Annotated in this window: 21 protein-coding genes and 1 riboswitch; of the genes, 14 read left to right on the top strand and 7 right to left on the bottom strand. The window is 36.9% G+C overall.

What is annotated here, in order from left to right; all coding sequences use genetic code 11:
- Window positions 1-27: 27 nt before the first annotated feature.
- The gene (locus ACSBPO_RS18530; protein ID WP_442595886.1) at window positions 28-207 is read right to left on the bottom strand and encodes an asparagine synthase; all 180 of its coding nucleotides are present in this window, start codon (window positions 205-207) and stop codon (window positions 28-30) included.
- A 142-nt stretch (window positions 208-349) separates the two neighbouring features.
- On the opposite strand from ACSBPO_RS18530, the gene ACSBPO_RS18525 reads away from it, so the two are divergent.
- The 5 genes from ACSBPO_RS18525 (at window position 350) to ACSBPO_RS18505 (ending at window position 4,091) form a co-directional block, all read left to right on the top strand.
- Entirely contained in the window at window positions 350-736 is a 387-nt protein-coding gene (locus ACSBPO_RS18525) for a hotdog fold thioesterase (protein WP_442595884.1), read from the top strand.
- Between the two features lie 47 nt (window positions 737-783).
- On the top strand, window positions 784-1,839 hold the full coding sequence (locus ACSBPO_RS18520; RefSeq protein ID WP_442595882.1) for a zf-HC2 domain-containing protein: 1,056 nt from the start codon (window positions 784-786) through the stop codon (window positions 1,837-1,839).
- 110 nt (window positions 1,840-1,949) lie between these two features.
- Window positions 1,950-2,522 (top strand): RNA polymerase sigma factor, encoded by a 573-nt coding sequence (locus tag ACSBPO_RS18515; protein ID WP_442595880.1) that lies wholly within the window; start codon window positions 1,950-1,952, stop codon window positions 2,520-2,522.
- Complete coding sequence (locus tag ACSBPO_RS18510; protein WP_442595878.1) at window positions 2,506-2,913, top strand: zf-HC2 domain-containing protein; 408 nt, start codon at window positions 2,506-2,508, stop codon at window positions 2,911-2,913. Before ACSBPO_RS18515 ends, ACSBPO_RS18510 begins: the two co-directional genes overlap by 17 nt.
- Window positions 2,913-4,091 (top strand): cation:proton antiporter, encoded by a 1,179-nt coding sequence (locus ACSBPO_RS18505; RefSeq protein ID WP_442595876.1) that lies wholly within the window; start codon window positions 2,913-2,915, stop codon window positions 4,089-4,091. Before ACSBPO_RS18510 ends, ACSBPO_RS18505 begins: the two co-directional genes overlap by 1 nt.
- Window positions 4,092-4,164: 73 nt before the next feature.
- On the opposite strand, the gene ACSBPO_RS18500 is transcribed toward ACSBPO_RS18505, so the two are convergent.
- Together ACSBPO_RS18500 and ACSBPO_RS18495 are read right to left on the bottom strand one after the other, a co-directional pair.
- Complete coding sequence (locus ACSBPO_RS18500; protein WP_442595874.1) at window positions 4,165-5,490, bottom strand: ArsB/NhaD family transporter; 1,326 nt, start codon at window positions 5,488-5,490, stop codon at window positions 4,165-4,167.
- Window positions 5,491-5,639: 149 nt separating this feature from the next.
- Window positions 5,640-6,065, bottom strand: coding sequence for a hypothetical protein (locus tag ACSBPO_RS18495; RefSeq protein WP_442595872.1), 426 nt, complete (start codon window positions 6,063-6,065; stop codon window positions 5,640-5,642).
- Window positions 6,066-6,262: 197 nt separating this feature from the next.
- On the opposite strand from ACSBPO_RS18495, the gene ACSBPO_RS18490 reads away from it, so the two are divergent.
- Entirely contained in the window at window positions 6,263-6,829 is a 567-nt protein-coding gene (locus ACSBPO_RS18490; RefSeq protein WP_442595870.1) for a DUF5366 family protein, read from the top strand.
- 119 nt (window positions 6,830-6,948) lie between these two features.
- Window positions 6,949-7,112: riboswitch (FMN riboswitch) on the top strand.
- 158 nt (window positions 7,113-7,270) lie between these two features.
- Window positions 7,271-7,855, top strand: a complete 585-nt coding sequence (locus ACSBPO_RS18485; RefSeq protein WP_442595868.1) for an ECF transporter S component — start codon at window positions 7,271-7,273, stop codon at window positions 7,853-7,855.
- A 237-nt stretch (window positions 7,856-8,092) separates the two neighbouring features.
- Here ACSBPO_RS18485 and ACSBPO_RS18480 read toward each other — a convergent pair whose 3' ends face one another.
- Window positions 8,093-9,943 carry a transglycosylase domain-containing protein gene (locus tag ACSBPO_RS18480; RefSeq protein ID WP_442595866.1) on the bottom strand — a complete coding sequence of 617 codons (1,851 nt, stop codon included), beginning with the start codon at window positions 9,941-9,943 and terminating at the stop codon, window positions 8,093-8,095.
- Window positions 9,944-10,150: 207 nt separating this feature from the next.
- On the opposite strand from ACSBPO_RS18480, the gene kapD reads away from it, so the two are divergent.
- Window positions 10,151-10,771, top strand: coding sequence for a 3'-5' exonuclease KapD (kapD, locus tag ACSBPO_RS18475; protein WP_442595864.1), 621 nt, complete (start codon window positions 10,151-10,153; stop codon window positions 10,769-10,771).
- 42 nt (window positions 10,772-10,813) lie between these two features.
- Here the strand turns inward: kapD and ACSBPO_RS18470 are convergent, their stop codons facing one another.
- Complete coding sequence (locus tag ACSBPO_RS18470; protein WP_442595862.1) at window positions 10,814-11,200, bottom strand: kinase-associated lipoprotein B; 387 nt, start codon at window positions 11,198-11,200, stop codon at window positions 10,814-10,816.
- 288 nt (window positions 11,201-11,488) lie between these two features.
- On the opposite strand from ACSBPO_RS18470, the gene ACSBPO_RS18465 reads away from it, so the two are divergent.
- The 5 genes from ACSBPO_RS18465 to pgmB all read left to right on the top strand — a co-directional run bounded on the left by ACSBPO_RS18465 (window position 11,489) and on the right by pgmB (window position 16,601).
- Complete coding sequence (locus ACSBPO_RS18465) at window positions 11,489-12,235, top strand: peptidylprolyl isomerase (protein ID WP_442595860.1); 747 nt, start codon at window positions 11,489-11,491, stop codon at window positions 12,233-12,235.
- A gap of 106 nt (window positions 12,236-12,341) precedes the next feature.
- On the top strand, window positions 12,342-12,557 hold the full coding sequence (locus ACSBPO_RS18460; protein WP_442595858.1) for a hypothetical protein: 216 nt from the start codon (window positions 12,342-12,344) through the stop codon (window positions 12,555-12,557).
- A gap of 87 nt (window positions 12,558-12,644) precedes the next feature.
- Complete coding sequence (locus ACSBPO_RS18455) at window positions 12,645-13,169, top strand: superoxide dismutase family protein (RefSeq protein ID WP_442595856.1); 525 nt, start codon at window positions 12,645-12,647, stop codon at window positions 13,167-13,169.
- 447 nt (window positions 13,170-13,616) lie between these two features.
- Window positions 13,617-15,911, top strand: a complete 2,295-nt coding sequence (locus tag ACSBPO_RS18450; protein ID WP_442595854.1) for a glycoside hydrolase family 65 protein — start codon at window positions 13,617-13,619, stop codon at window positions 15,909-15,911.
- Between the two features lie 18 nt (window positions 15,912-15,929).
- Entirely contained in the window at window positions 15,930-16,601 is a 672-nt protein-coding gene (pgmB, locus tag ACSBPO_RS18445; protein ID WP_442595852.1) for a beta-phosphoglucomutase, read from the top strand.
- Window positions 16,602-17,000: 399 nt separating this feature from the next.
- On the opposite strand, the gene ACSBPO_RS18440 is transcribed toward pgmB, so the two are convergent.
- Window positions 17,001-19,274 (bottom strand): glycoside hydrolase family 65 protein, encoded by a 2,274-nt coding sequence (locus tag ACSBPO_RS18440; RefSeq protein WP_442595850.1) that lies wholly within the window; start codon window positions 19,272-19,274, stop codon window positions 17,001-17,003.
- Between the two features lie 153 nt (window positions 19,275-19,427).
- On the opposite strand from ACSBPO_RS18440, the gene ACSBPO_RS18435 reads away from it, so the two are divergent.
- Window positions 19,428-20,180 (top strand): helix-turn-helix domain-containing protein, encoded by a 753-nt coding sequence (locus ACSBPO_RS18435; protein WP_442595848.1) that lies wholly within the window; start codon window positions 19,428-19,430, stop codon window positions 20,178-20,180.
- A gap of 225 nt (window positions 20,181-20,405) precedes the next feature.
- Here the strand turns inward: ACSBPO_RS18435 and ACSBPO_RS18430 are convergent, their stop codons facing one another.
- Window positions 20,406-21,938: a gluconokinase gene (locus ACSBPO_RS18430; protein WP_442595846.1), complete on the bottom strand. Its 1,533-nt coding sequence runs from the start codon at window positions 21,936-21,938 to the stop codon at window positions 20,406-20,408.
- Between the last annotated feature and the right edge of the window lie 4 nt (window positions 21,939-21,942).

Here is a 21,942-nt window from a genome sequence, read left to right as displayed (position 1 = left end):
ACTTTGTAAATGGTTGTGTTGTAAAGATTAATATTGATCTCGATGTTCAAATAAGTCAATTGCACCTAAGACAATGTGAGCTAAACCAAAACCGAAAATGGTATTAGAAATCATCTTATCGACTTTTCGATTTTGTTTTAGAGCATACCCAGTAGCCGTTACGGCTGTTCCAAGTACAGTTGGAATTAAACCTTCACGAATATTCATCATTATTCACCTCAGTATTTATAACGTGTCCACTTTGAAAAGGACATATATAGTTTTTCCCTTTATAATAAGGTTAAAGATGCCATTCTTTAACAGTTTTACCTCACTGTTGAAGCTAAAATGATGATAAGGGGATATGAAAATGAATCTTCAAAAAACATTAATTGAAACACTTGGAATCAAAATCACCACTTTGGAAAAGGGGAAAGTCATAGCTACTATGCCGGTGGATGAACGCACGAGACAGCCATTTGGACTTTTACACGGTGGGGCTTCTGTAGCCTTAGCTGAAACAGTTGCAAGCGTTGGCGCGTATGAACTAGTAGATAAAGAAACAGAGGCTGTAGCAGGTCTTGAAATTAATGCTAATCATGTCCGAGGAAAGCGAGATGGGGTAGTGACAGCGATTGCCACTGTTTTACACCAAGGAAAAACAACTCAGGTTTGGGATATTAAAATAGTGGATGAAGCGGAACAAATGATTTGCATATCTAGATGTACAATGGCTGTATTAAAGTTAAAAAAATAAATCTCCTGTTCCATATGAGCCAGTATATCTAGGGGAGAGTGAAGGAAATGAGCGAAAAAAATCATTTGCTTATTAAGGAACTACTTCCTCTATATATTGATGATGCGGTAGTGGAAGAAGTAAAAAAAATCATTGATGAACACTTACAAACATGTAAGTTGTGTCAAAAAGAATGGATGGAGCTAAAATCTACTGTCAATGCTTCTAGGCAATCTAATCTTTACATAGTAAATAGGGATCAGGTGGAAGGACAGCCATCTTTTATAAAACGACTAAAAAAATTAAGTTTCATCGTTGGTAGTATCATCGCTGGAATGATGATCCTTTTTATGGCCGGAAGCTGGCTAATGGGCCAAGAAAAAGCTGAAGAGGAAAAACTAAAGGAAGACCAGGAATTAGTCCAGCTAGATGAAGAATTTGAATCACTTTCTCCACCGAGAGAAGCCATTATGAAAAAATCTGGAGTAAAGATTGATATTTTGACTAAAGAGTTTAATGAGGATGAGAGTTTATTTAAGTATCGCTATACATGGGATAATCCTAAGATTGATTATGTAAAAGAAGATATTTATTGGCCTAATCATTTGGTAGCCATGGATTTAACCAATAATCATATTTTACATCGGAAAGAAAATATGGGTTCCGCTGCCCATAACATGAATGATGAATCTTGGACCCTGTCAGGCATCGAGAAAAATACAGAAATAGTGGGTATTGAAATGCCTAATTTTGCTGTTTTTTATCAACCGGAGCCATTTGAAATTCAGTTAAATGAACATGGCGAAACATCTATTCAGAAAAAAATAACGGTGAATGGTATTCATTTTTACATTGATAGAGCTGAGATAACAAATGAACGGATTTTTGTCTATTATCAGCAATTAGATGATATTTCAAAAGTTGGTTTATACCAACTCAGCTTTAACCTATTTGATAAAAATGATAAGCATTGGAGTAAAGAGCCAAAGATTGATTTCCAAATAGAAAAGGATAGGATTTATAATTTTCCATTTTTTCAAGGTATGAAAAATCCACTCACACTTCATTTGGAGCATGCCGTATTAATTGTTCAAGGAATGCATTATAAATTTCCTGTTAAATAAAGTCCCTTTTAAGAAGAGTATGAACTTTTCTTAAAAGGTTTTTTCATTTTTAGTGTAACCTTTTACGGATGAATGTTACTACATAGTTAAGGGAAAGGGGGGACGTTCTCTTGAAGTTTTTGGATTTGTTTTGGGGTAAAGAACGGAAGCGGAATTCTTTAATTGATGATTTAACTGATTTTTATAAAAAGAATAAAGGGATTGTCTTTTCCTATTTTCTAAAGGTAACAGGTTCGCCGGAGGAAAGTGAAGAATTGACTCAGGAAACGTTTTATCAAGCTGTAAAATCGATTCATCGTTTTAAGGAACAGTCCTCTTTAAAAACATGGCTATTGCAAATTGCAAGGAATGTATATCGAAATAAAGTACGTTCATGGGTTAGAGATCAAAAATTATATTCTATAACGGAAGACATCGATCTCCACGGAGATGATTCCCAAAATCCCCAACGAATTTCCATCCAAAATCAATCCAGAAACGAAATTCAAGCCGTTTTTCTCAAGCTTCCTGAAGATTACCGTGATGTTCTTGTTTTTAAGGAAATTGAAGGTCTAACTCATCGGGAAATTGCTCAAATCTTAAATAAAACCCCTCAAACGACAAAAGTTCTTTTATATCGGGCAAAACAAAAGTTCAAAGAGTTATATGAAGAAGAGGTGATACGACATGAAGAAACCATGTGATATCGTGCAGGATTTGCTTCCTCTTTATCTGGAGGGCATGTTAAAGAAAGAAACAGCAACGTTTGTTAAAGATCATCTGGATAACTGTGCACATTGTAAATCTGTAAAGATTAGATTGGAGAAAACGAATCCTTGGAAGCTTGATTATCGAATCCCTAAAGAAAGTTTTATGTCCCATGGTGGTGAAAAAGAGTTAATAACAAGAATTAAAAAATGGAAAAGAAGGACTTCCATTGTTGGAATACTATTGCTCCTCATTATTTCTCTCCTGTCATGGTTCATCGGAAAAACATTTAACCCACAGCCCGTCATTAAACCTACCATCGAACAAAAGACAAGCATGATTCGAACAACGGATGAAATACAGGATTTAAGGAGTTGGGGAACATAATGTTTATTTTTCAATTAGCTATTATTTTAATTTCGGCAAAGCTCGCCGGAAATCTAAGTGTAAAGTTAGGTCAACCTTCTGTTTTAGGTCAATTAATTATTGGAATCTTAATAGGTCCTGCCCTTTTAGGTTGGGTAGAAAATACAGAGATGATTCAAGAATTAAGTACACTTGGAGTTATTTTATTAATGTTTCTAGCCGGTTTAGAGACAGATTTAAGAGAGTTCAAGAAAGGTGCTAAAGCTGCCACTTTTGTAGGGGTGGGAGGAATTATCCTTCCTTTTGCAGGTGGATATTTATCTGGAGTTTGGCTCGGATTAGGGATATGGGATTCATTATTTTTTGGTTTAGTTTTAACCGCAACGAGTGTAAGCATTACCGTGCAGGCACTTCGAGAAATGGGGAGGCTTAAATCAAAAGAAGGGATGGCTATTCTAGGAGCAGCTGTATTAGATGACATAGTTGTCATTGTCCTTCTTGCCTTCCTCATGAGCTTAATGGGTGGAGATGTAAGTTTAACAATGGTTATCCTGAAAAAAGTAGTTTTCTTTTCAATCGCTATCCTTATCGCTTGGAAAGGCGTCCCTTGGCTAATGGCAAGGCTTGCTGAAATGAAGGTACCTCAAGCACCAATTGGGGCAGCAATTATTCTATGTTTGGCGTTTGCTTATTTTGCTGAATCTACTGGAGTGGCTGCCATTATCGGAGCTTATTTGGCTGGAATTGCTATAGGACGCACTTCCTATGGACACTCCATTATGGAAAAAACAGAAGTGGTTAGTTACTCCTTCTTTGTTCCTGTGTTTTTTGTCAGCATTGGGTTTAATGCCCAATTGGATGGATTAGGAGATCAAGTTTGGTTGATTATTCCATTAAGTTTATTAGCCATTCTTACGAAGTTAGTGGGAAGTGGTTTGGGGGCAAGGTTAGCTGGATATCAGTGGAAAAGTTCTTTTCGTGTAGGCGCCGGAATGATATCCCGTGGTGAGGTTGCCTTAATTTTAGCCGCATTAGGGCTAGAACAGGGGATCATAGAGTCTTCCTTATTTACTGTTCTTATCATTGTCATTCTAGTAACGACGTTAGTTACCCCACCGCTTTTAAAAATACTCTTTAAAGAAAGTGGCGTAAAAAATGAATTGAAGCAAACGAAAAGTTCAAGTGTGAGTAATCTGTAGAGCAAAAAAAGGATAGATAAGCTATGAATAGCTTATCTATCCTTTTTAACTCAAGTAGCTTGTACAACCAAATTTATAAGTATCGTAAAAAGATATAAAAATGCGAAATAATCAATGATACTAACGTTAATGGGGCACCAACTTTTAGGAACTGCATGTAACTAAATCCATTTCCTTCACGTGAAGCAATTCCTGCAACGATAACATTGGCAGATGCTCCGATTAAAGTTCCGTTACCACCAAGACAGGCGCCAAGAGCTAGTGACCACCAAAGAACATCAATTTGAGGTGCATCAGGTGTTAATCCCATTCCAACAGCCATGTCCTGGATGAGAGGAATCATAGTCGCTACAAAAGGAATATTGTCAATCGTAGCGGAAGCAATTCCAGATATCCATAAGATTAAATAAGAGGCAGTCGTAATATCCCCACCTGTTACTTCAAGAGCCTTTTGTGCAAGGGTCTTAATAAGACCGATATCAACTAACCCACCTACCAAGGTGAATAAACCGGCGAAGAAGAAGATGGTGATCCATTCAACTGAAGCAAATACTTCTTCTAAATCATGTTCTTTTACACCAATTAACATGAGTAAAGTAGCACCAAGCATAGCAATGACTGCTGCATCTACATGAGTAATGGAGTGTGTAATAAAACCTAAAATGGTAAGACCAAGAACGATTAGTGACTTCTTCATTAAAACACGGTCTTTAATATAGTCGTTTTCATTTAAATTCATTAGTTTATCAATAAGCTTCTGATCAGCTACCAGCTGTTTTCTGTAAATGAAATAAAGAATCACTGCAGTAACAATCATGATAACGATAATAACTGGTGCTAAATTGGTTAAAAACATGTTAAATGTTAAGTGTTTATTAGCGGAACCAATCATAATGTTTGGAGGGTCCCCAATTAAGGTAGCTGTTCCTCCGATATTGGAGAATAAAACTTCTGAAATTAGGAAAGGAACAGGATTAACATTTAACATTCTTGTAATCGAAAAGGTAACAGGAACAATTAGTAAAACGGTTGTTACATTATCAAGAAAAGCTGATGCTACTGCAGTTAACAGTGAAAGCATAATTAAAATATTTATAGGCTTCCCTTTTGCTGCTTTCGCTGCTTTAATTGCGAAGTATTGGAAAACCCCCGATTTACTCGTGATTCCTACAAGAATCATCATTCCAATTAAAAGGGTAATGGTTCCCCATTCAATATGATGGGTAAACGCTTTTTCTAAATCTACAATACCTAAGGCTATCATTAAACCAGCGCCTAGTAAGGCAATAATGGCGCGGTTGATTTTTTCTGAAATAATAAAAGCATAAGCAACTAGAAAGACGACAATAGCTGCATAATATTGAAAGTTTGAAACTTCATGAACGGCTGTTTCGTGCACCGATGTTCCCTCCTTGTTTTAGGGAAGAAAAGTAATTTATATTTCTTCCTTCTAGGTAGATGTGAATGCTATGTTCAATTATAGTTGAGATTCCTATAAGTTCCTCGAAGGGCAACTGAACCATTTTTTCTGTCTGTTTTGGTTTCGTATTAATTTACTTTGCTGTCACATTTTGGACAGTTTAATTGTGCGGGGTCTGTCTCTAAATTTTGAACATAGAAAGTAAACCCACAGGAAGAACAATCAATCTTCATAAAACGGTCAATAATTACTTTTTGGGATGGTCCGCCATCTTCTGAAGTATCAATGAGCTCAATATGTACATCTTCTTTTGAATCATCCTCAGCTAATAGTTTTCCTGTTTCATCCTCTTTCGTCCTCCAAACTCCATTAGCTAAATGCTGCTCCAGTTGACTATGTGAAGCGTTTTCAAACATCCTTTTTGCTAGAGAGATCAATTGATCATTTGATAAGGAAGTAAAATCTAAATCCTCTCCAAGCTTTTTCCAATAGCTTTTTAATTGATCCTCGGTGAAAATAAATTTAACAATTTTATGTATGACAACGTTTCTCATCGCAATCCTCCTTATTATTATTTCTACTCCCTAATTATACACGAAATCGACCTTAGTTGCATTAAAGTAGGTTGATTAAACTGAATATTTGGTAAATATTAACTTTATTAATTTGCTTGTGTATAAGAGGAAAATCTTTGATAATGATGTTTGAAACTCAATAGATTAAACCTTATTTTAGTAACGGAGTATTTAAAATGATAAAAAACACCTATTTAACTAGTTATTTTCCTTTAATATCTTTATTATTATTTAGTTTATCCTTTTCCATCAGTTTTGAATTTAAAATGATGATCCCTTTTATAAAGAATATTGGTATATATGCAGGTATGCTTGAATTTTTTACGGATGGCGGAATTAAACTTGCACTTTTGGCGTTATTAACTATTGCATTTTTCATGGTATACTCCGCGTTAAAAATAATAGCAGATACGATTAATGAACTCAGCCTTTTGTTTTTTTCAAAGGAAACCGAAGGGCAAAGCTTAACGAAAATCCGTTCTGGATCGGGAATTTATTTTTTTGCCGGAGCGTTTGCCCTACTCATTAGCTTTTATAGCATATTGGCAGTTTTAGTTGTCTTTTTGATTGCCACCATTAGTTACTTTATTTATTTTGTCCATAAAGTGAGCGGAGAATTAACAATAAGCGGAATTATCGGGGTCATCTTTTTCCAAGTCATTGTATGGGCAACCTTATTAGTTGGGGTTGGCTATATTGCCATCAAAGTATACAACAGTATTTTGGCTAGCTTACCCATTTAATTAAATAGAAATTTAAAAAACTGTACCTGTTTTTGTATCGGTACAGTTTTTTGTTCAATATTTATTCCTTTTCATTTTAGCCCTTTTTTAAGTATAATAGATTGGTATAAAAAAATACGGTCTATCTTCGGGGCAGGGTGAAATTCCCGACCGGCGGTGATGAGTTTTTTCTCTAAGCCCGCGAGCCTGAGTGTAAATGCTCTTTTGGGATTTACATATTTATTGGGCAGGATTTGGTGCGATTCCAAAGCCGACAGTACAGTCTGGATGGGAGAAGATGGAGGTTCTGCGGACGTTCAAAAAATGCAGGTATTGAACGTTTAATTAAGCATGCCTTTGTAATTCTCCCTCAAGTGTCTAGCTTGGGGGTTTTTTATTACAAACTTGCTTTTGCCGAACCTTTCTTCGATAGGAGAGATAGTCCTACAAGGAGAGAGGAACATGAAAAAATTGAATGTCAAAGCTTTAGTATCCATCGGAATGCTTAGCAGTATTTCTTATCTATTAATGCTGCTGAACTTTCCACTGCCGCTATTACCATCATTTTTATTGATTGATTTCAGCGATATTCCTGCATTAATTGCTGCGTTAATCTTTGGACCAGTAGCGGGTATTTTAGTGGAATTAATTAAAAATATCCTTAATTACTTTATGACAGGGAGTGCAACCGGAGTCCCTGTCGGTCATATCGCTAACTTTGTAGCAGGCATTCTTTATATTTTGCCAACTTATTATGTTTATAATAAGCTTAAAACCAAGAAAGGCATGACCTTTGGCTTAATTTTTGGAACAATTGCGATGGCTGTGGTGATGAGTGTGTTGAACTACTTTATCATATTACCAGCTTATACGTATTTCTTACATTTCCCAGCGATGTCTACTCCAGAAATGCGTACGCTGATCGTTACAGGAATTTTGCCATTCAATATATTAAAAGGTTTGTTTATGTCCATCGTATTCTTTCTGATATTTACACGATTAAATACTTGGATAACTAGACAAACATCTTTTAAAAGTGCAGCTTAATTAAATAGATAAGAAAAAGCAACGGTCCTGCTCCGTTGCTTTTTTTTATCTAAGGTAACAAGGTCAACTTTTCAAGCCTTCGAAAATTGTCTAGCTCCAGCGCCTAGCCCCTCGATGGAAGAAGAAAAATCACTTCTTCCTTGGTCAAAATGTTCTCTAGCGTATGAAGTCAAAGTTCAGACTTCATACGCTAGAGAACATTTGCTTGTCGGGGCAAACCAAGGCGCTTGCGCTTTTCTATTTCATAATATCCCGCCATATGAGCAGTTGAGGAGAGGCTTTTTCGATGTTCTCGATATCTTCTGGCTGATCTTTTCCTACCCAAACAGAAGCTGTTAGTCTATCTGTTAGACCAATAAACCAGTAATCTTTATAATCATTCGTTGTTCCTGTTTTCCCGCCTGCATAGCTGTTATCAATATAAGCTTTTCTTGCTGTACCAGAGGTAACCGTTTTTTTGAGAAGTTCACGCACTTTCATAACCGTTTCAGGTTTATAAACCTGAACAGGTGTATCCTTCCATTGATAGATGATATTCCCCTTTAAGTCAGTCACTTTTAGAATGGCATGTGGTTGTTTATAGTTACCTTCATTTGCAAAGGTGGTGTAGGCCCCTGCCAGCTCAAGTGGAGACATTCCGTAAGTAAAGCCGCCAATGGCAGCTGCCAAACGATAGTCTTGCTTGGAAATCTTTTTAAAATGGAACTTTTCCAAGTAGGAAAAGCCTTGCTGAATTCCCATCTGATCGAGTAAACGAACAGCAGGGGTATTATAAGAATGTATAAAGGCATTTTCTATAGAAACCATGCCATATTGCACACCACCATAATTTTCCGGACAATACCCTTGTTTGCAAAACGCAGCACCATTTACGAGTTTCGTAATGGACGTATTGGGTTGATCTAAATAAGGTGCGTATACAAGTAAAGGCTTGATGGATGAACCTGGCTGGCGATAAGCCTGATAGGACCGATTGAAATCGTCGCTTTGATAATTTTTCCCGGCAACTAAACCAATAATAGAGAACTGTTTATTGTCGATAATGGATACAGCACCCTCAATTCCTTTATATGGTAAATGCTTTTGGACAGCTTCCTTTGCTCTTTGTTGAATCTTTGGATCCAGAGCAGTATGAATAATGACTCCTTGGCTTAGGGTATGTTGAACTTTTTCTTCCAATTCGTTTTGAAGTTTTTCCTTTTCTGTTTGAGATGCGTTTGTTATTTTTTCATTAAAACCCTCATTGTCAGCAATAAGCTCGGTTAACTCTGCCTTCACGTAGTTGGTATAGTCAGGATAATCATGCGGTTTTTCCTTTACTTTTAAGTAAATAGATTCCTTTTTGATTTCGTTTGCCTCTGCTACGTTTAATTGATGGTCCACTACAAGTTGATCAATCAACCGTTCTTGTCTTTCTTTTGTAAAATCAAAATGTTTTAGTGGATCATACAAAGTGGGATTGTTAGGAATGGCAGCGAGAAATGCTTGCTCACCGAGAGAAAGCTTTCTTACTGGTTTGTTAAAATAATATCTTGCTGCTGACTCCATTCCGTATACACCATGCTGAAAATAAATAGCGTTTAAATATAATTCCAGTATCTGATCTTTTGATAGTTTGCGTTCCATTTGATAAGCATAAAGCAGCTCGGAAAGCTTACGGTTATATGACTTTTCATGGTTCAAGTAGAGATTTCGTGCCGTTTGTTGAGTGATGGTGCTTGCCCCTTCAGTAATGTCTTTGTCTTTTATATTCATAGATAGTGCCCGGCTTATGGCTTGAAGGTCAAACCCTTTATGTTGATAAAAACGTTTGTCTTCAGATTGAAGAAATAAGTTTTTCGTGAAGGGGGTAAAACCAGAAATAGGTTGGTAAATTCGATTTTCATTTCCAATCCATTCATCTACAATGGTGCCATTTTTATCAACTATATAACTATTTTGTTCGAGACTTTTATCTAACTGAATATGTTTATCTAGAAAGGAATGGAAGCTTTCACTTTCATTTGCTTCCACTGTTGTAAGCTTTATTAACAACAGTAGTATTGGAAAAAGTAGTAAAACGATAAAATATCCGGTAAAATGCCTCAATCTATTGTCACCTCTGGTTAAAACGGATACCTATTATATCGACCTAATCCAACGATTATAAAGAAATTTTAATGTCGATTGTTTTTAGATAATAGGGTTTGAAAAATAAGTTTAAAAAACGCAGAAAAGTTAAAAAATTTAACATTTTTTCGTGTTATAATAGAAGAAAAATGTGAAATGAAATTGAAGCAGAAGGTAGGTGATTAAATGGAAGTACAACTACAACATTTATTTATTGATTTTGAATTTACGATGCCAGAAAAAAATAAAAAGAATCCAGACTTTTACCCTGAAATCATTGAAGCCGGAATTGTAGTCGTACAGGATGGTAGAGTCACTGATCAATTTTCATCTTTTGTTACTCCAATTCGATTCCCCATTTTAACGGAGCGCTGTAAATCTTTTTTAAATATTTCACAACAACAAGTGGATGAAGGGATGCCATTTGTTAGTCTCGTTCAAAAATTGCAAGAGTATCAGAAGAAAGCGAAAACTTCAGTGGTTACTTGGGGAAATATGGATATGAGAGTCCTTAGAATTAACTGTGAGAAAGCCAATCTTACGTTTCCATTCTTGTCGAAAGAAATTGATCTCTCCATGGAATACAAACGGTTTTTCGGAGACCAGAATCAAACAGGCTTATGGAAAGCGGTACAAGAGTATGGAAAAGAAGGGACTGGTAAACATCATCGTGCCCTTGATGATGCCTTAACTACCTATAATATTTTTAAATTGGTAGAAAAGGATAAGCGTTATCTGGAAAAACCGGAACCAACTACGATTGGTGATCGGGTTGATTTTTCAAAGCTATTAAATAAATTTGCATAAAAAGCCAAATCACCTATAAAGTGATTTGGCTTTGTTGTTGTATTAACTATTTTTAAAATACTCTTTTTCTAGTATTTCAATATTCTTTAAGCTTAATTGTGCCCACTCTGAATCATCATTTTCGAGTTCGCCTCTTAATTTTTCAATGGAAACCTTTAGGGATTCTTCATAAGTTGGAATTGGCTCCTCAAAGGCTTTAACCATTTTCTTAGGGATATTGGCTTGTTCCCTAAAGGACAATGCTTTTCGTTCATGAAAAAATCCGAATCCTACTTCTTTTGGATTATGCAGGTCTCCCTGCATCGGATGCTTCAAAACCGCTAATGTTCTAACAAGATAGTGTTCAGGGCGGATATCGGTAATTTCGCCAATATATTTCCCCGTCTTATAAATACCTGTAACATAATCTCCTATATGTAATTCAGTCATTTTTTAGATTCCTCCTTTTAAAAAAAGCTGTTTTCGTATAGATTGTGGTTTTAAGGCACTCTTTATAAGTGCTCAGCTCTTTTCTTCATTTTCATAAGAGTTAGACACCATATGTGGTAAAATGCCTATTTATTAGCTAGAAAAGCAACAAAGTTTCAGAAAGAGCCTAAAAAAATCTTCGTTTGGAAGATTCTAGTTGTATTATCATTATGAGCATTTACTTAACAAAAACCAAGTGCAAAATTGATAAAAATCGGTTAAAGTAAAAAAATGGAGGGATGAAATAATATGAAATTAAAATTAATAACAGTCATTATCGCGGTATTGTTAACATTAACCGCTTGTGGGACAAATTCTGAAAAAGAAAATGCTAGTAAAAATGAGAAAAAATCAAATACTGAACAAACCACTGAGAAAAAAGAAGGGGAGCAAGCCGCTGCAGTTGACGGCTATCCACAGTTAACAACAGAAGTACAAGAGAATGAAAGATTAGTCGAAATGAATACTTCCATGGGAAGCATTAAAATAAAATTATTCCCTGAAATGGCTCCAAAGGCCGTAGAAAATTTTATTAAACATAGTGAAGAAGGTTATTTCGATGGCTTAATTTTTCATCGTGTTATTAAGGATTTTATGATTCAAGGCGGAGACCCTCAAGGTACAGGTATGGGTGGAGAAAGTATTTACGGACAGCCGTTTGAAGATGAATTTTCGGACAAGCTCTTTAATTTGCGAGGAGCCTTATCCATGGCAAATTCAGGTCCAAACACGAATGGAAGCCAATTTTTCATCGTACAAAATACAAAGCTGGGTGAGGGCATGACCGACCAGATGAAGCAGGCAAAATACCCAGAAGATATCATTAAGGCCTATGATGAAAATGGGGGAACACCATGGCTAGATTTCCGTCATACGATTTTTGGTCAAGTCGTTGAAGGAATGGATATTGTCGACAGTATTGCAAATGTAGAAACAGTTGAAAATGATAAACCTGCAAAAGATGTCGTGATTAAATCCGTTAAAGTTTTAAAATAAATCGATTAAGTCATCCGGTTAGTGCTGGGTGGCTTTTTCGATTTATTTTTTATCAAACATTGATATAATAAATGGAGTTAATCCAAGATTGAAAGGAAGCTTTTCGATGATTATGAACTATGTATTATCATTATTTTTATATTTTCCTGAGGACAAATCAGAGTATATACCAGCGGGTATCACAAGTGTTATCTTTTTAATAGGCGCCATCATAACAATGAAACTGATTATTAATCACTCTAAAAAAGAGGCATTAAAGACGAAGGAACTCGAAGAAAAAATCATGCAGCAGGAAAGAACGAAAAATACAAATCAAGAATAGCGGTGTTAAATTAATGAGTGGAATGAGAATATAATCCTATCCAATCGGACATACTAGGCACAAATTGTCTTTTTGGAGGGTATGTAAATGCGGAAAGGATGGATTTTATTCCTATTGCTCGTTTTGGCTGGCTGTACAGAAGAAAATCCTAAACAAATGGATGTGGAAATGTATAATCCAGATGGTGACTCCTTAGGAACCATTAAACTACAGGAGCAATCTAAGGGTGTAGAATTAGATATTAATTTAGAAGGTCTGCCACAAGGCGAACATGCCATCCATATCCATAATAAAGGTGTATGTAAAGCTCCAGATTTTAAATCAGCAGGAGATCATTTAAACCCTGATAGTAAAAAGCATGGACTTTTACATCCAGAAGGTGCCCATGCAGGAGACTTGCCTAATCTAATCGTTGGCGAGGACGGATCGGTTAAAGCAAAGTTGATGGCCCCTCAGGTTACATTAAAAGAGGGAAAGACATCACTATTGCCTAAAAATGGCACATCTATTGTGATTCATGAAGCAAAAGATGATGGGATGACCCAGCCTTCAGGTGAGGCAGGGACCCGCATTGCTTGTGGAGAAATTTCACTTAAAAAGAAAGAAAAGTAAAGCAATAAATGAGGGCAGCACTATATAGGCTGCCTTCATTTAAATGAAAGGCTATGTTTATGATTAGTGTGGATTTTTATTTATTGGACAGAGAATCCGTTATTTCCCTAAAATAGGCGGTTTTTACTGATTTAGCTGACTCAGATGCCGTTATTCACTATATTTCTTCTGCAAAAGGCATATTTTTATGAAATAGCGGATCTCTAGTCCGATAATCCTCTAAAAACAATCATCCGCTAAAATGGTATGTTATCGGACTGTTAAGGAAGCGTTTTAAAAACACTCGGCTTTGGGCTTTTTGAGGCACTTCCGCTTTTCTATGATGTTCATAAACTTTTTAAAATTATTCCTTACAATTTGGAAATTATTCATTATAATAGAGGTACGTACTTATTTTTTTGCCATTTTGCGAAAACGTTTGCACAAATATTAAAAAGGGTGACTAATATGAAAAGATTATTTGAAATCGATCAATGGAAGATAGTTGAAACCCAACTTCATAAGGAAGATTTCCGTCTTGCTGAAAGTATGATGAGCCTTGGTAATGGTCATATGGGGATGCGTGGAAACTTTGAAGAAAATTATTCAGGTGATTTCCATCGTGGTTCCTATATTGCTGGAGTATGGTTTCCAGACAAGACTCGTGTAGGCTGGTGGAAAAACGGATACCCTGAATACTTTGGAAAAGTGATAAACTCCACTAATTATATTGGAATTCGAGTGTTTGTTGAGGAAGAGGAGATTGACCTTTTTCAAAATAATGTAACCGATTTCTATCGCGAGTTAGATATGCAGCTTGGAGTTCTGACACGTCGCTTTACAGTTGAACATGGGGAAAAGGTAACGAAGGTTGAAGTGATTCGTTTCTTGTCTGTGGCCAACAAGGAATTAGCTGTTATTCAATATAAAGTAACACCGGTTAATTATGAAGGTAACATTACCTTTATTCCATATTTGGATGGAGATATCCGCAACGAAGACTCCAATTATGACGAAGATTTTTGGAAGGAAGTTTCCCATGAAGTAAGCGATTATAAAGGTAGTTTAGTCATGAGAACAAAGGATAATCCTTTTGGAACGCCTACTTTCCAAACAGCTGTTCAAATGCAAGTGGTCGTTGAGGGAGAAGTATTATCAATTACTGCTAGCCAAAAAGAAGAATATGTAGACAATACAATCGTTCTTAAAGCAGATAAGGGTCAGGCTGTTAGCCTTGAAAAATATGTGGCTGTCACAACAGACCGTGATTATGAAGCGGCTCAACTTCTTTCAAAGGGACAGGAAGTTTTAGCAAAAGCGGTAGAAGTAGGATTCGAATTGAATTTGGCTGAGCATAAAAATGGTTGGTTAAAGCGTTGGGAAATGGCTGATGTCGAAATTCAAGGTGATGCGGAAGCTCAGCAAGGAATCCGTTTTAACTTATTCCAATTATTTAGTACGTATTATGGTGAGGATGCCCGCTTAAATATTGGTCCTAAAGGCTTTACAGGTGAAAAATATGGTGGAGCAACGTATTGGGATACAGAAGCATATGCCATTCCTCTATATTTATCAACAGCAAGTCCTGAAGTAGCAAGAAATCTTTGTGTATACCGTCATAATCAGTTAGATGGTGCTTACCATAATGCCCGCCAACAAGGATTAAAGGGTTCCCTTTATCCAATGGTAACCTTTACGGGAATCGAATGTCACAATGAATGGGAGATTACCTTTGAAGAGATTCACAGAAACGGGGCCATTGCCTATGCCGTCTATAACTATGTGAACTATACAGGGGATCGCAACTATCTCCATGAATATGGAATTGATGTCTTGACTGGAATTTCTCGCTTCTGGGCAGACCGAGTTCATTACAATAAGAAAAAAGATCAATATATGATACATGGGGTAACAGGACCAAATGAATATGAAAACAATGTGAACAACAACTGGTATACAAATCGTATTGCCGTTTGGACGTTAACCTACACATTAGAGGTTATTGATGATCTTCTGAAAAATGGACACGAAGAAAGAGTTGTTGGTCTGAATCTAACGGAAGATGAGCAAAATAAATGGAAAGAAATCATTGAAAAAATGTATTTCCCTTATGATGAAGAACTAGGCGTCTTCGTTCAACATGATACATTCCTTGATAAGGATTTAATGCCTGCTGTAGATTTGAGTCCTGAGGACCGTCCATTAAATCAAAAATGGTCTTGGGATAAGATTTTAAGAAGCTGCTTTATTAAACAAGCAGATGTGCTTCAAGGTTTATATTTCTTAAATCATGAATACACAATTGAGCAAAAACGCCGTAACTTCGAATTTTATGAGCCGATGACCGTGCATGAATCATCCTTATCGCCATGTATTCACTCTATCTTAGCATCTGAATTAGGGATGGAAGAAAAAGCGTATGAAATGTACAATCGTACAGCTCGTCTAGACTTAGATAATTATAATAACGATACAGAAGATGGACTGCATATCACGAGTATGACAGGTTCTTGGTTAGCTATTGTTCAAGGATTTGCAGGAATGAGAACAGCGAATGAATCATTGTCATTTGCTCCATTTATTCCAAGCACATGGGATCGTTATACCTTTAAAATTGTCTATCGTGAGCATCAATTAAAAATCGATGTTAATAAAGAGAATGTCCTTATTTCTCAAGTGGGTCCGAACCTAACATTAAAATTATATGGGGAAGAAGTTCAGCTTGGAGAAAACGGAGAAATTCAAGTAGCTTTGAAAAAGTAAGATTTGAAGGAGGACAACATGTCTAAACCATTGCAAGCCTTTATTTTTGATTTAGATGGAGTAATTACCGACACAGCAGAATATCATTATCTTGCTTGGAAAAAGCTTGGTGAAGAATTAGGCATTCCTTTTACCCGCGAATTTAATGAAGAATTAAAAGGGGTATCACGAATGGATTCCCTTGAAAAAATTCTTACCTTAGGAAATCGTCAAAATGATTTTTCACAAGACGAAAAGGAAGCGTTGGCGACTAAAAAGAATGAGCACTACGTTCAATTAATTGCTAATATCACGCCAAAAGATATTCTCCCTGGAATCAAGGAGCTTTTAGCAGAGGTGAAGGCTGCGGGCTATAAGCTTGGGTTAGCTTCTGTTAGTAAAAATGCTTTTGCCGTAATGGAGTCATTAGAATTGAAAAGTGAATTTGATGTCATTGTCGATGCTGCAACCATTGTTAGAGGGAAGCCCGATCCGGAAATCTTTTTGACAGCAGCAAAGCTATTAAACGTGGATGCTAATGCGTGTATCGGTATTGAAGATGCAGCAGCTGGCGTTGATTCCATTAAAGATGCTGGAATGTTTGCAGTTGGAGTCGGCAGTGCAGAAACGCTTGCAAAAGCGGATCTCGTTTATCCATCAACAGATAAATTATCGTTTGGTGAGATTGTAAAAATGCATCAAGAGAAATAAGAAAAAGGTGTCCCGAGGTAATTTGCTCGGGACACCTTTTTTAAAGTTTTTTTTATGGAAATAACCATTTATGCTAAAATTTTGATCGAATTTTAGAGAATTTTGCTAGATTTTTACTGCTGAAACCACTTTTTAAAAGATATGATGCTCGAGATACAGGAAATATGCATGACTCATTGAGAGAAATGCTCGAGTTTTAAAAAATATGCTCGACTTCTAGAGAGAAATGCTCGAATTTCAAAAAATATGCTCGACTTCTATAGAGAAATGCTCGAGTTTGAAAAAATATGCTCGACTTTTAGAGAGAAATGCTCGAGTTTTAAAAAATATGCTCGACTTCTAGAGAGAAATGCTCGAATTTCAAAAAATACCCACGACTCAAAAGAGCTCCCACAATTATTATTTTTTCACAACCACAGGTTTCTCTTTGGAAACAAAATACTTCTCTCCGCCTACATAGAGCTCCAACTCGTCCCCTGCCAACAGGCTTATCACTGAACCATCCATCGAAACTTCAACTTGTAATTCTCTGCCTTGGTACTGCAGTCTAAATGTATATCCCTCCCATTGCTTAGGAAGAGCAGGCTGAAGATTTAGACCGTTATCCTTAATACGTAACCCGCCAAATCCAAAAATAATCGCCATCCAGGTGCCACCCATATTAGCCATGTGAAGACCGTCTTTTGTATTGCCATGGGTATTGTCTAGATCCATTCTTGCGGTCTCAATAAAGTAATCATATGCCTTCTCCTCATATCCAAGCTTCGAAGCCATAATACTGAACACGCAGGAAGATAAGGATGAGTCATGTGTGGTTACTTTTTCATAGTAGTCATATGAGTTTCTCATCGTTTCAAAGCTTTGTTCATCTTCTAATAAGAAATGGGCTAAAATCGTGTCTGCTTGTTTACAGACCTGATAACGATAAAGTGTTAATGGATGGTAATGTAGTAATAAAGGATATTTGTCCTCTGGCGTGTTTTCAAAATCCCATACGTCCTTTTCCAAGAATGTATCATCCTGTGGGTTTAGCTTTAATGCCTCATCATATGGAAGATACATTTTATTAGCAGCATCAAGCCACTTGCTGACTTCCGTATCATCAAGCTGAATTTTCTCAACAAGCCCACTCAAAACCTCTGGATCTTCTTTTTTCAATAACTGATAGGTTCTTTCCGCCCATTTCAAGTTATGCTTGGCCATGGCATTGGTATAGTAGTTATTGTTCACGATACAGGTGTACTCATCAGGTCCCGTTACGGCATCAATTCGGAAGGTATCTCCTTTGAAATGTCCCACCTCTAGCCATAAACGAGCCGTTTCAAACAGCACTTCAGCTGCGTATGCTTTTAAAAATTCTCTATCATTTGTGACCATAAAATACTGGATAAAGCTATAGGCAATGTCGGCACTAATATGGTATTGTGCCGTTCCTGCCGGGAAGTATGGGGAACACTCTGTACCCGCTATGGTTCGCCATGGGAATAAGGCACCTTGTTTATGGCCCATCTCTTTGGCACGTTGTCTTGCACCATCTAGAATAGAATAACGGTAAATTAGCAATTGTTTCGTAATTTCTGGGTTTGTCATTAAAAAAACAGGGTTCATGTAAATTTCGGTATCCCAGAAATAATGTCCTTCATATCCTTCACCTGACAAACCTTTCGCCGCAATATTGGAAAATTTATCTTGTCCAGCTGATTGTAAGAGGTGATAAAGATTGAAACGAACGCCTTCTTGTAAGGCGTCATCCCCTTTGATTTGAATATCCGCATTCTTCCAAAAACTACTCAAATAGCCTGTCTGCTTTTCTAATAATGAATCAAAGTTCTCATTTCCCAAACGACTGACCAGCTCTTTAAGTGTTTTCTCTAAATCCGTTCCATGACGTAATGAATCAACAAAATGGCTTCTTTTTTCAAAAGTAATCGGCTCTGTTAATTGAGTGGAAAATTCGCTTGTAATGATTCCCTCTCCTTCAGAATCTTGACGGGTCAGTACAGGTTGAACATCATAAGCTACTCCGCAAGCGGCTTTTAACTTGGAACGGAAGGTTTCTACCTCAATATAAGAAAGACCATCCTTTTGAGATTGATTGATAACGTGTAAGTTTTTGGCGTGCCCTGAAGAAACACGAGGGTCATTTGGATCAACAAAGTTCGTTACATTTCCATTTACGGTCGAAACGATCTTAACTTCGCCATGATAGGTCACGGGCTCAATAACGATTTTTTGAATAAACACTTCTTTTTCTATAAAAGATACAAGTCTTTGAAAATGAAGCTTTACTTCCTTCCCGGATTTGGAACGCCAATGAACGATTCTTTCTGTATAACCTTTTTCAAGGTGAAGGGAGCGTTCATAGGATACTACTTCACCATCAAATAAAGAAAATCTTTCCTCTCCAAAATAAATCTCTATACTTTGTGAATCAATTAAATTAACAAGCTTTTGCTGGGTTTCTGGAAAAGCATAGAGCTTTTCGCCATAACCAATAGAAACGACTTCGTGAAAAGCATTTATGTAGGTACCTCTAATGGAACTGCTTCCTTCGCGTAATCCTTCTTCAAAATTTCCGCGTACTCCTAAGTAGCCATTCCCAGTAAAATATAAACTTTCTTCTGTTAAAAGTTTCTTTTCTTCTAATTCCTTTGAGCTAATTTTCCAAGTCATGTTAACACCTCAACGTTAGTCTTTCACGTAAATGTAAAGTTAATCGATAAATCCTAAAACTTTCTTACTTGAATTGTAGTAATAGGATATTTACAATGATATTAAAAATTTAATCTTTTTGTTAAAAATTTAACTATGAATGAAGTGAGTACAATGAACCAAATAAGCATTAGATCATCCGTCATAAAAAAGTTTTATGAAGAAAGGCGACAAAATCAGGAAAATTTATTTTTCCATCCATCCTATACGTTGGAACAGCAGCTCATGGATTGTATTTTGAAATGTGATGAAGAGGGAGCGAAAAAGGTCTTATTTGAAATCAATCAACTTGATCGCGCTAAACTAGCGGATGATCCCATTCGTTCTTTTAAGAATTCAATGATTTGCTCCTGTACTTTATTTACGAGAGCTGTTATTAAAGGCGGAGTCATACCTGAGGATGCATTTAACTTAAGTGATGTATACATTAGGCAAATTGAAAAGGTAAATCAATGGGAGGAGCTTAGGGCTCTAGAATTTGAAATGCTTTCTTCCTATATAGATCGATTGAAGAATGAGAGTAAACCTACGTATAACTCTGTAGTCAATAAGGCGATTTACTATATCCATAAAGAAATACTACACGAGCTTTCACTAAATAAAATTGCTGAAGAAGTAGGGGTTCATCCAGGTTATCTATCAAAAGTGTTTAAAAGGTCAGTGGGGATTTCGATTACGGAATTTATTACGAGGAAGCGAATAGAAGAATCGAAGTATTTTTTATTACATTCGACTTCAAGCTTAAGCGATATTGCCCATTTATTTGGTTTTTGTAATCAAAGCTACTATACCAATCTTTTTAAAAAATATATGGGGTTGACTCCAAAGCAATTTAGGGAAAAACAAGAGGGCGGACATTATCACTAGTCCGCCCTTTTCAATGAGGGAGTATAAATTTTTTGGACTTCGAAAATTGTCTAGCTCCAGCAGGGAAGAAAGCAATTCATTTCTTCCTGCCTAGCCCCTCGATGGAAGAAGAAAAGTCACTTCTTCCTTGGTCAAAATAACCTCTCGCGTAAGAAGTCAAAGTTCAGACTTCTTACGCGAGAGAACATTTGCTTGTCGGGGCTTACCAAGGCGCTTTCGCTTTTCTTAGTTATTCCTTTGGAACTCTGATATCGCATGAAAACTTGGTTTTAATGATTCATAAAGATTTTTAAATATCGGGTAAAGCTGCTGATACTTTTGATGATGCGCGTCTATTGGTAAATACGTGTCTTGCATAGGAATATAATCCCGTATCGCTTGGAAGGATGGAACTTCATTTAATGCATAAAGCGCGGTCCAGCTGGCACCCCATGCAGAGCTTTGGTGACTTAAAGGAACCTCTACTTTTTTACCAAAAATATCGGCTAAGATTTGCAGCCATAAAGATGAACGGGCGAAGCCGCCGCTAGCTAGGAGACGATTGGATGATCCAGAAAGTCTTTCTAGCGTTTCTCCAATTTGATAAATGTTAAAAATAACTCCTTCAAGCCCCGCGCGAATCAGATGGCTTTTTTCATGGGAAGGAGACAGTCCAATATAAGCCCCTTTTGCATTCGCATCCCAATGCGGTGCGCGTTCACCATTTAAGTATGGTAAAAAGAGCAGGCCATTGGCACCTGGATTGACATGACTAGCCAGTTCTGTCAGTAGGTCATAGGCATCTTTCCCTAAATTCAAGGCTTCGTTTAGTTCTTGTTGTCCTAAAACTTCTCGTAACCAGCGGAAAACAATACCGCCGTTATTTGTCGGTCCCCCGGTTACCCATAAATCATGGTCAAAGGCATAACAAAACACTTCTTGTTTCATATCCGTTTTAGGCTGACCTGCCATTTTGCGAATGGCTCCGCTCGTTCCAATGGTTATGGCGATATCTTCAGAAGAAATCGCCCCAATTCCAAGATTAGCTAAAGGTCCATCACTGCCGCCGATAACAAACGGGGTTGTAGAAGGAATACCCATATCTTCACTGACTCTAGATGATATACCTTCTAAAATGTGAGTAGGACGCACCGGCGTTGGCAGCTGTTCACGAGAGATGCCTGCCATTTGCAAGGCTTGTTCATCCCAGTCTAATGTATGGATATCAAATAATCCGGTAGCAGAGGCAACAGAATAGTCTACGACCAATTCGTTGAACCATCTTGCCAGTAAAAACTCTTTAATAGAAACAAATTTAAACGCTTTTTTATAAGGTTCATAATGGGTTTCCTTCATCCAAAGAAGCTTTACAAATGGTGACATTGGATGGATAGGTGTTCCCGTTTTTAAGTAAATTTCTGTTCCGTTTTCTTTTTTTAATTGTTCTGCTTGCTTATAGCTTCTGCCGTCAGCCCAAGTAATCGAAGGGGATAGGGGCTGTAAATCACGATCTATACAGATAATGGAATGCATCGCAGAAGAAATCCCTACGGCTTGTAGCTCATTAGGATTAATTTTGCCCTTTTGTATGGTAAGCTTAATGGCCCGGGTGGCAGCTGTTTCAATGACTATAGGATCTTGTTCCACCCATCCAGGAAATGGATGTGATAAGGGGTATTCGATCTCATGTTCACTGACAACGCTTCCATTACGGTCAAACAAGACTGACTTTGCGCTTGTTGTCCCGATATCAAGTCCTATTACATACGATTTATTCAATTCA

It is taken from the genome of Neobacillus sp. D3-1R (assembly GCF_052180215.1).
Lineage (GTDB): Bacteria > Bacillota > Bacilli > Bacillales > Cytobacillaceae > Pseudoneobacillus.
The sequence above is the reverse complement of the archived record's forward strand: the minus strand, read 5'-3'. Positions and strand labels throughout refer to the sequence as shown.

Coding starts and splice junctions, on each gene's coding strand:
- ACSBPO_RS18530 (WP_442595886.1), bottom strand. CDS start 207: ATGAATATTCGTGAAGGTTTAATTCCAACTGTACTTGGAACAGCCGTA.
- ACSBPO_RS18525 (WP_442595884.1), top strand. CDS start 350: ATGAATCTTCAAAAAACATTAATTGAAACACTTGGAATCAAAATCACC.
- ACSBPO_RS18520 (WP_442595882.1), top strand. CDS start 784: ATGAGCGAAAAAAATCATTTGCTTATTAAGGAACTACTTCCTCTATAT.
- ACSBPO_RS18510 (WP_442595878.1), top strand. CDS start 2,506: ATGAAGAAACCATGTGATATCGTGCAGGATTTGCTTCCTCTTTATCTG.
- ACSBPO_RS18505 (WP_442595876.1), top strand. CDS start 2,913: ATGTTTATTTTTCAATTAGCTATTATTTTAATTTCGGCAAAGCTCGCC.
- ACSBPO_RS18495 (WP_442595872.1), bottom strand. CDS start 6,065: ATGAGAAACGTTGTCATACATAAAATTGTTAAATTTATTTTCACCGAG.
- ACSBPO_RS18490 (WP_442595870.1), top strand. CDS start 6,263: ATGATAAAAAACACCTATTTAACTAGTTATTTTCCTTTAATATCTTTA.
- ACSBPO_RS18485 (WP_442595868.1), top strand. CDS start 7,271: ATGAAAAAATTGAATGTCAAAGCTTTAGTATCCATCGGAATGCTTAGC.
- kapD (WP_442595864.1), top strand. CDS start 10,151: ATGGAAGTACAACTACAACATTTATTTATTGATTTTGAATTTACGATG.
- ACSBPO_RS18470 (WP_442595862.1), bottom strand. CDS start 11,200: ATGACTGAATTACATATAGGAGATTATGTTACAGGTATTTATAAGACG.
- ACSBPO_RS18465 (WP_442595860.1), top strand. CDS start 11,489: ATGAAATTAAAATTAATAACAGTCATTATCGCGGTATTGTTAACATTA.
- ACSBPO_RS18460 (WP_442595858.1), top strand. CDS start 12,342: ATGATTATGAACTATGTATTATCATTATTTTTATATTTTCCTGAGGAC.
- ACSBPO_RS18455 (WP_442595856.1), top strand. CDS start 12,645: ATGCGGAAAGGATGGATTTTATTCCTATTGCTCGTTTTGGCTGGCTGT.
- ACSBPO_RS18450 (WP_442595854.1), top strand. CDS start 13,617: ATGAAAAGATTATTTGAAATCGATCAATGGAAGATAGTTGAAACCCAA.
- pgmB (WP_442595852.1), top strand. CDS start 15,930: ATGTCTAAACCATTGCAAGCCTTTATTTTTGATTTAGATGGAGTAATT.
- ACSBPO_RS18440 (WP_442595850.1), bottom strand. CDS start 19,274: ATGACTTGGAAAATTAGCTCAAAGGAATTAGAAGAAAAGAAACTTTTA.
- ACSBPO_RS18435 (WP_442595848.1), top strand. CDS start 19,428: ATGAACCAAATAAGCATTAGATCATCCGTCATAAAAAAGTTTTATGAA.